The sequence below is a fragment of the Streptomyces sp. NPDC002055 genome (genome assembly GCF_040296705.1).
Classification (GTDB): Bacteria; Actinomycetota; Actinomycetes; order Streptomycetales; family Streptomycetaceae; genus Streptomyces.
The window spans coordinates 41,487-48,730 of record NZ_JBEOXS010000055.1 but is presented as its reverse complement, the minus strand read 5'-3'; the positions used below and the strand labels follow the sequence as shown (position 1 = coordinate 48,730).

General features: G+C 74.3%; 5 protein-coding genes. 4 read left to right on the top strand and 1 reads right to left on the bottom strand.

Annotation, left to right across the window (positions count from 1 at the left end; all coding sequences use genetic code 11):
* Positions 1 to 314: 314 nt before the first annotated feature.
* The 4 genes from ABT112_RS27455 to ABT112_RS27440 all read left to right on the top strand — a co-directional run bounded on the left by ABT112_RS27455 (position 315) and on the right by ABT112_RS27440 (position 5,294).
* Entirely contained in the window at positions 315 to 1,553 is a 1,239-nt protein-coding gene (locus tag ABT112_RS27455) for an acyl-CoA dehydrogenase family protein (protein ID WP_351514000.1), read from the top strand.
* A gap of 257 nt (positions 1,554 to 1,810) precedes the next feature.
* Positions 1,811 to 3,409 (top strand): 4-coumarate--CoA ligase family protein, encoded by a 1,599-nt coding sequence (locus tag ABT112_RS27450; protein ID WP_351513998.1) that lies wholly within the window; start codon positions 1,811 to 1,813, stop codon positions 3,407 to 3,409.
* A complete protein-coding gene (locus ABT112_RS27445; protein WP_351513996.1) occupies positions 3,406 to 4,371 on the top strand; it encodes an enoyl-CoA hydratase family protein in 966 nt (321 codons plus the stop codon). The genes ABT112_RS27450 and ABT112_RS27445 overlap by 4 nt, the downstream gene beginning before the upstream one ends.
* Positions 4,372 to 4,688: 317 nt before the next feature.
* Positions 4,689 to 5,294 (top strand): TetR/AcrR family transcriptional regulator, encoded by a 606-nt coding sequence (locus ABT112_RS27440; RefSeq protein ID WP_351514011.1) that lies wholly within the window; start codon positions 4,689 to 4,691, stop codon positions 5,292 to 5,294.
* A 402-nt stretch (positions 5,295 to 5,696) separates the two neighbouring features.
* Here the strand turns inward: ABT112_RS27440 and ABT112_RS27435 are convergent, their stop codons facing one another.
* On the bottom strand, positions 5,697 to 6,797 hold the full coding sequence (locus tag ABT112_RS27435; protein WP_351513994.1) for a citrate synthase 2: 1,101 nt from the start codon (positions 6,795 to 6,797) through the stop codon (positions 5,697 to 5,699).
* Between the last annotated feature and the right edge of the window lie 447 nt (positions 6,798 to 7,244).

The following is a 7,244-nucleotide window of genomic DNA, read 5'->3' as shown; positions in this document are numbered from 1 at the left end:
CGATCTGTGGGGGGTTCCGGAAGCTGCCGTGTATTTGTGGGCCGCCAGGCCCGTAAATATACGTTCCGGAACCCCCCACCCCGGAAGCCCCGCCCCCTCCCGCCGGCGAGCCGCACCTGCCCCACACAGCCGCACCAGCGGAAACGGCACCAACACCAACGCACCCCGCACCTCGACACCACCCCGCACCCAGCAGAACCGGAACCCCGCATCCAGCGGACCCCGCATCCAGCGAACCCCGCCCCCACCCACCCCCGAAGAACAGGACCCGCCCCGCACCAACCCCCGTACATCCCGCCCGAGGAGGCCCCGCCATGCCCGAAGCCCCCGACGCCCCCACCCCCGCCCCCACCGCTCCCGGCGAACCCCCCGTCACCGACCCCGAGCACCACCGCGACCTCCGCGCAGCCGTCTCCGCCCTGGGCGCCCGCTACGGCCGCGAGTACTTCGCCGCCGTCGCCCGCGACGGACAGCAGACCGACGAGCTCTGGACCGAGGCCGCCAAGCTCGGCTACCTCGGGGTGAACCTCCCCACCGAGTACGGCGGCGGGGGCTGCGGCATCAGCGAACTCTCCATCGTGCTCGAAGAGCTGGGCGCCGCCGGCTGCCCGCTCCTCATGATGGTCGTCTCGCCCGCCATCTGCGGCACCGTCATCGCCCGCTTCGGCACCACCGAGCAGAAGCAGCAGTGGCTGCCGGGCCTCGCGGACGGAAGCCGGAAGATGGCGTTCGGGATCACCGAGCCCGACGCCGGCTCCAACTCGCATCGGATCACCACCACGGCCCGCCGGGACGCGGCGACCGGCGACTGGCTGCTGACCGGCCGGAAGGTGTTCGTCTCCGGGGTGGACATCGCCGACGCCACACTGATCGTCGGCCGCACGGAGGACGCCCGGACCGGCAGGCTCAAGGCCTGCCTGTTCATCGTCCCCCGGGACACCCCCGGCTTCTCGCGCAACCGGATCGACATGGAACTCGCCGCTCCGGAGAAGCAGTTCGAGCTCGTCCTCGACGACGTGCGGCTCCCGGCGGACGCGCTGGTGGGCGGTGGCCCCTCTCACGCAGGAGGCGGAGAGGACGCGGGCCTGCTCCAGCTCTTCGCCGGCCTGAACCCCGAACGGATCATGACGGCCGCCTTCGCGCTGGGCATGGGACGGTACGCGCTCGCCAAAGCCGTCGACTACGCCCGGACCCGCACGGTGTGGAAGGAGCCGATCGGTGCCCACCAGGCCATCGCGCACCCGCTCGCCCAGGTCCACATCGAGATCGAACTGGCCCGGCTGATGACGCAGAAGGCCGCCCACCTCTACGACGCGGGCGACGACCTGGCGGCGGGGGAGGCGGCGAACATGGCGAAGTACGCGGCCGCCGAGGCCGCGGCGCACGCCGTCGACCAGGCCGTCCACACGCTCGGGGGCAACGGCCTCACCCGGGAGTACGGCCTCGCGTCGATGATCACCGCGTCGCGGGTGGCCCGGATCGCGCCGGTCAGCCGGGAGATGATCCTCAACTTCGTGTCCCATCAGTCCCTGGGTCTCCCCAAGTCGTACTGAAACACGCGACCCTGAAGGGCTGTGCCCACCACGCGGCGGGCCCTGCGGGACGGACCGGCCGGACGCCGGGACCTGCGCACCGGACAGCCGGACCGGACCACCGGCCGGCCGGCAGGCCCCGCGAGACCGACCGGCCCGACCCGACCGGCCGGACCCGCCCGGAACCGCTCCGGACGGCCGGCCCGGAGCCGTCCGCAGGACCCGCCGCACCCCCGGGCCACAGCGATGGAGGAACGACAGCCCCAGAAGGGACCGCCATGGTGTTCCACAGTGAGTACGCGGACATCCCCGTCGTCGACCGGCCCATCCACGACGTCGTCCTCGGCCGGGCCGCCGAGTTCGGCGACCTGCCCGCGCTGATCGACGGCGTCGACGGCACCACCCTCAGCTACGCGCAGCTCGACAGCTTTCACCGCCGCGTGGCGGCCGGCCTGGCCGAGGCGGGTGTCCGCAAGGGGGACGTGCTGGCCCTGCACAGCCCCAACACGCTCGCCTACCCCGTCGTCTTCTACGCGGCGACCCGCGCCGGCGCGACCGTCACCACGATCCATCCGCTCGCCACCGCGGAGGAGTTCGGCCGGCAGCTCCGGGACTGCGGAGCGCGGTGGATCGTCACCGTCTCCCCGCTGCTGGACACGGCCCGCGCCGCGGCCGAGGCGGCGGGCGGCGGCGCCATCGCGGAGATCTTCGTCTGCGACCGCGCCGAGGGCCACCGTTCCGTGCTGGACCTGCTGGGTTCCACCGCTCCCGAGCCCGTGGTGGCCTTCGACCCCGCCGAGGACGTGGCCGCGCTGCCGTACTCCTCCGGGACGACCGGCACCCCCAAGGGCGTCATGCTGACCCACCGCAGCATGGCCACCAACCTGTCGCAGCTGCACGCCCTGGTCGAGAGCGGCCCGGCGGACCGGATGCTGGCAGTGCTGCCCTTTTTCCACATCTACGGTCTCGCCGCCCTGATGAACGCCCCGCTGCGCAACGGGTCGACGGTGGTCGTGCTGCCGCGCTTCGACCTCGACCAGTTCCTGGCGACGATCGCGAAGCACCGGGTCACCGCCCTCTACGTGGCGCCGCCGATCGTGCTGGCGCTGGCCAAGCACCCGGCGGTGGCGTCGCACGACCTGTCGTCCCTGCAGTTCATCATCAGCGCGGCGGCCCCGCTCGACGAGGAACTGGCCGAGGCGTGCTCCCGCCGCCTCGGGGTGCCGCCGGTCATGCAGGCCTACGGCATGACGGAACTCTCCCCGGGGACGCACGCGGTGCCGCGACCCGTCGAGGGCGCCCCGGTCCCGCCGCCGGGCACCGTCGGCAAGCTGTTGCCCAGCACCGAGATGCGCATCGTGAGCCTCGACGACCCGGCGAAGGATCTCGGGGCGGGCGAGGAGGGCGAGATCGTCATCCGCGGCCCGCAGCGCATGAAGGGGTACCTCGGCAGGCCGGAGGCGACCGCCGAGATGATCGACGCGGACGGCTGGGTGCGCACCGGCGACATCGGCCGGGTCGACGCGGACGGCTGGCTGTATGTGGTCGACCGGGTCAAGGAGTTGATCAAATACAAGGGGTACCAGGTGGCTCCGGCGGATCTGGAGGCGGTGCTGCTCTCCCACGAGCGGATCGCCGACGCCGCGGTCATCGGGGTCACCGACGACAACGGCAACGAGATCCCCAAGGCGTTCGTCGTTCCGCAGCCGGGGGCGGAGATCACCGAGGAGGAGGTCATGGCGTACGTTGCCGGGCGGGTCGCCCCGTACAAGAAGGTGCGCCGGGTGGCGTTCCTGGAGACCGTGCCCCGCGCCGCCAGCGGCAAGATCCTCCGGCGTGAACTGCGGGACCGGGAAAGGAGTTCAGCACCCTCATGACCGATGCCGAACGGCTGGTGCGCCGCGCTTCCGAGCGCGGCGTCACCACCCTCACCCTCGACTCGCCCCACAACCGCAACGCCCTGTCGGTGCGGCTCGTCCAGGAGCTCTACGACGGCCTGGACGCCGCGGCGAAGGACCCGGAGATCCGGGCCGTCGTGCTGACCCACACGGGCGGCACGTTCTGCGCGGGCGCGGACCTCGGCGAAGCGACCGCCGCCGCGCCCCCGGCCGCACCGGCACCGGGGTCCGCGGGATCCGGTCCGGCGGCTTCGGGCCCGGCGGCTTCGGAAGCGACGCCGCAGTCCCCGACGCCGCAGCCCTCGGCCCCGCAGTCCCCGGCCTCGCAGTCCCCGACTTCGCCGTCCCCGGCAGGGGAGACGGCACCGGGCGGTCCGAAGGGTCCGGGAGGGCCCGGGGCGTCTGCCCCGCTGGGCCTGGCGCGGCTGCTGCGGACCATCGTCGAGCTGCCGAAGCCCGTCGTCGCCCGGGTGACCGGCCATGTCCGGGCCGGCGGCCTCGGCCTGCTGGGCGCGTGCGACATCGCGGTGGCCGGCCCCGGCGCGAGCTTCGCCTTCACCGAGGCACGGCTCGGCCTGGCCCCGGCGGTGATCTCGATGCCGCTGCTGCCGCGGCTCGACCCGCGGGCCGCGTCCCGCTACTACCTGACCGGGGAGCGGTTCGACGCCGTGGAGGCGGCCCGGATCGGCCTGGTGACGGTGGCCGCGGGGAGCGACCACGAGGTCGACGCGGCGCTGGCCCCGGTCCTCGACGGCCTGCGGCGGGCCTCCCCGCAGGGGCTGGCGGAGTCCAAGCGGCTGGTCACCGCCGAGGTGCTGCGCGGGTTCGACCGGGACACCGACGCCCTGGCCGAGCGGTCCGCCCGGCTGTTCGCCTCCGACGAGGCGCGGGAGGGCATGACGGCGTTCCTGGAGCGGCGGGACCCGGCGTGGGCGCGGTGACGTCGTCCGACGCGGGCCGGGGCCCGGCTCCCCGCTCCGGACCGGCTCCCCGCTCCGCGGGCCCGGCCCCGCGCCCGGCAGGTCCGGCTCCCGGCCCGGCACCCCGGGCGGGCGGCCCCGACGGCGGCCCGACGAGCGCCCCCGGAGCGGAGGAGCACGGCCCGGAAGGGGAACTCGGTCCGGAGGGGGACCAGGGCCTGGAAGGGAACCACGGCGCGGCGGGGCACCGGGACCCGGAGCGGGAGCACGGCGTCCGCGCCACGTCCCACGCCACGTCCCGCGGCCGGCCGGGCCGCGAACGCCCCGGCCACGGACGCCTGGAGCGCGGCCCCCAGCAGGACCGCAGCCGCGCCACCCGCCTCCGTCTGCTGGAGGCCGCCGTGGCCTGCCTGGCCGAGTACGGCTGGAGCGGCAGCACGGTCACGGTGGTCGCCGAGCGGGCCGGTGTCTCCCGTGGCGCCGCCCAGCACCACTTCCCCACCCGCGAGGACCTGTTCACCGCGGCGGTCGAGCACGTCGCGGAGAAGCGGTCGGGGGCGCTGCGCGCGGTCGCCCGGAGTCTGCCGCCGCCCGGCTCGGTCGCCCGCACCTGGGTGATCGTCGAGGAGCTGGTCGACCTCTACACCGGTCCGCTGTTCCGCGCGGCGCTCCAGCTCTGGGTGGCGGCCTCGAACGAGGAGGAGCTCCGCCGCCGGGTGGTGGCGATCGAGGCCCGGGTGGGCCGGGAGACCCACCGGATGGCGGTGGAGCTGCTGGGCGCGGACGAGGGCCGCCCCGGCGTCCGGGAGACCGTCCAGGGGATGCTCGACATGGCCCGCGGCCTGGGGCTGGCCAACCTGCTCACCGACGACAAGCCCCGGCGCGACCGGGTGGTGGAGCAGTGGGCCCGCGTCCTGGACGAGGTGCTGGCCCCCGAGGAGTAGGGCGGGCTCCCAGCCGTAGAGCGGGCCCCCGAGGAGTAGAGCGGGCGCCCCCGAGGAGTGGGGCGGGCGCACGGGGCATGGGGCGGGCGCACGACGAGCAGGACGGGTGTACGAGGCGTGGGGCGGGCCCCGGCCCCGCGGGCGGGCATGCGCGGCGCAGGGCGGGCGCGAACAAGCCTGGGCCCGCACCCACCGGCACCTACGCCCCCAGGCCCCGGCCCGGGTGCCCCCATCTCCTCCGCAGGGGAGCACCGCCCTGGCGCTGCTCCCCTGCGGAGGAGCACCGCCCCTGGCGCGCGGACCGCTGAACGCCCTCGGGCGCCGGACGGTCGAACCGTCCGGCGCCCGAGGCGGAGTCCGTGCGACGTGGCCGCAGCCGTGCGCGCCGCGCCGCTGCTCGCGTCAGCGCGCGATGTCCCCGTAGCCGGAGACCTCGCGCGGGTTGCGGGCCGCGGGGCCGATGTAGCGGGCCGACGGCCGGACGAGCCGCCCCGTCCGCTTCTGCTCCAGGATGTGCGCGCTCCACCCGGCGGTGCGGGCGCAGGTGAACATCGAGGTGAACATGTGCGCCGGGACCTCCGCGAAGTCCAGCACGATCGCCGCCCAGAACTCGACGTTGGTGGCCAGCACCCGGTCCGGACGCCGGTTGTGCAGCTCCTCCAGCGCCGCCTTCTCCAGCGCCTCGGCGATCTCGAAGCGCGGGGCGGCGAGCTCCTTGGCCGTACGGCGCAGCACCCGCGCCCGCGGGTCCTCGGCGCGGTAGACGCGGTGCCCGAAGCCCATCAGCCGCTCGCCCTTGTCCAGGGCCTGCTTGACGTAGGCCGTGGCGTCGCCGGTGCGCTCGATCTCCTCGATCATGCCGAGCACGCGGGAGGGCGCGCCGCCGTGCAGCGGTCCGGACATGGCGCCGACCGCGCCCGACAGGGCCGCGGCCACGTCGGCGCCGGTGGAGGCGATCACCCGGGCGGTGAAGGTGGAGGCGTTGAGCCCGTGCTCGGCGGCCGAGGTCCAGTACGCGTCGACGGCCTTGACGTGCTTCGGGTCGGGCTCGCCCCGCCAGCGCTTCATGAAGCGCTCGACGACGGTCTCCGCCTTGTCGATCTCCTTCTGCGGCACCATCGGAAGGCCCTGGCCGCGCGCGGACTGCGCGACGTAGGACAGCGCCATGACGGCGGCCCGGGCCAGGTCGTCACGGGCCTGCGCCTCGTCGATGTCCAGCAGCGGTTTGAGGCCCCAGACCGGCGCGAGCATGGCGAGCGCGGACTGCACGTCCACGCGGATGTCGCCGGAGTGCACCGGGATCGGGAACGGCTCGGCGGGCGGCAGACCGGGGTTGAACGCGCCGTCGACCAGCAGACCCCAGACATGGCCGAAGGAGACATGGCCGACCAGGTCTTCGATGTCGACCCCTCGGTAGCGCAGCGCGCCGCCTTCCTTGTCGGGTTCGGCGATCTCCGTTTCGAACGCGACGACTCCTTCGAGTCCGGGGACGAAGTCGGACATCAGGCGGCTCCTCAAGATATGTCGACATGCGGCTTGTGACCTCAATGTCACTTCTGTACGGTGCCGAGACCGCACGCTGCCGCGACACTGCGACTCGCGTCCGTTCCGTCACCCCGGTGATGCCCCGCGCGGGCGCCGGTCACCCCGGTCGCGGCGGAAAGCCGGCCCGACGGAGGCGGGCCCTGCGGTCGGTCAGGCCGCGAGCCCCGAGGGTGATTCACCGGTCGTTGCAGGTCACTACGGTTCTGCGGGCGGTGCGGGTCGGACAGGCGGTTCTCGGTGTCCGGACGCCACAGTGGCCCAGTCCATGATTTTCGCGGGTCCGGCAGGCCCGGGGAAGCGTGAGATCCGGCACAGTGCCGGGTTCGGCGGATCAGGGTTACGAAGGCTGTGCGCTGGGCAAACTCGGGTGGCCGATCGGGCCGGACGGCGCATGCGTCAAGATGA

Bases quoted from the DNA above. Each gene is read 5' to 3' on its own strand.
- ABT112_RS27455 (WP_351514000.1), top strand. From the start codon at position 315: ATGCCCGAAGCCCCCGACGCCCCCACCCCCGCCCCCACCGCTCCCGGC.
- ABT112_RS27450 (WP_351513998.1), top strand. From the start codon at position 1,811: ATGGTGTTCCACAGTGAGTACGCGGACATCCCCGTCGTCGACCGGCCC.
- ABT112_RS27445 (WP_351513996.1), top strand. From the start codon at position 3,406: ATGACCGATGCCGAACGGCTGGTGCGCCGCGCTTCCGAGCGCGGCGTC.
- ABT112_RS27435 (WP_351513994.1), bottom strand. From the start codon at position 6,797: ATGTCCGACTTCGTCCCCGGACTCGAAGGAGTCGTCGCGTTCGAAACG.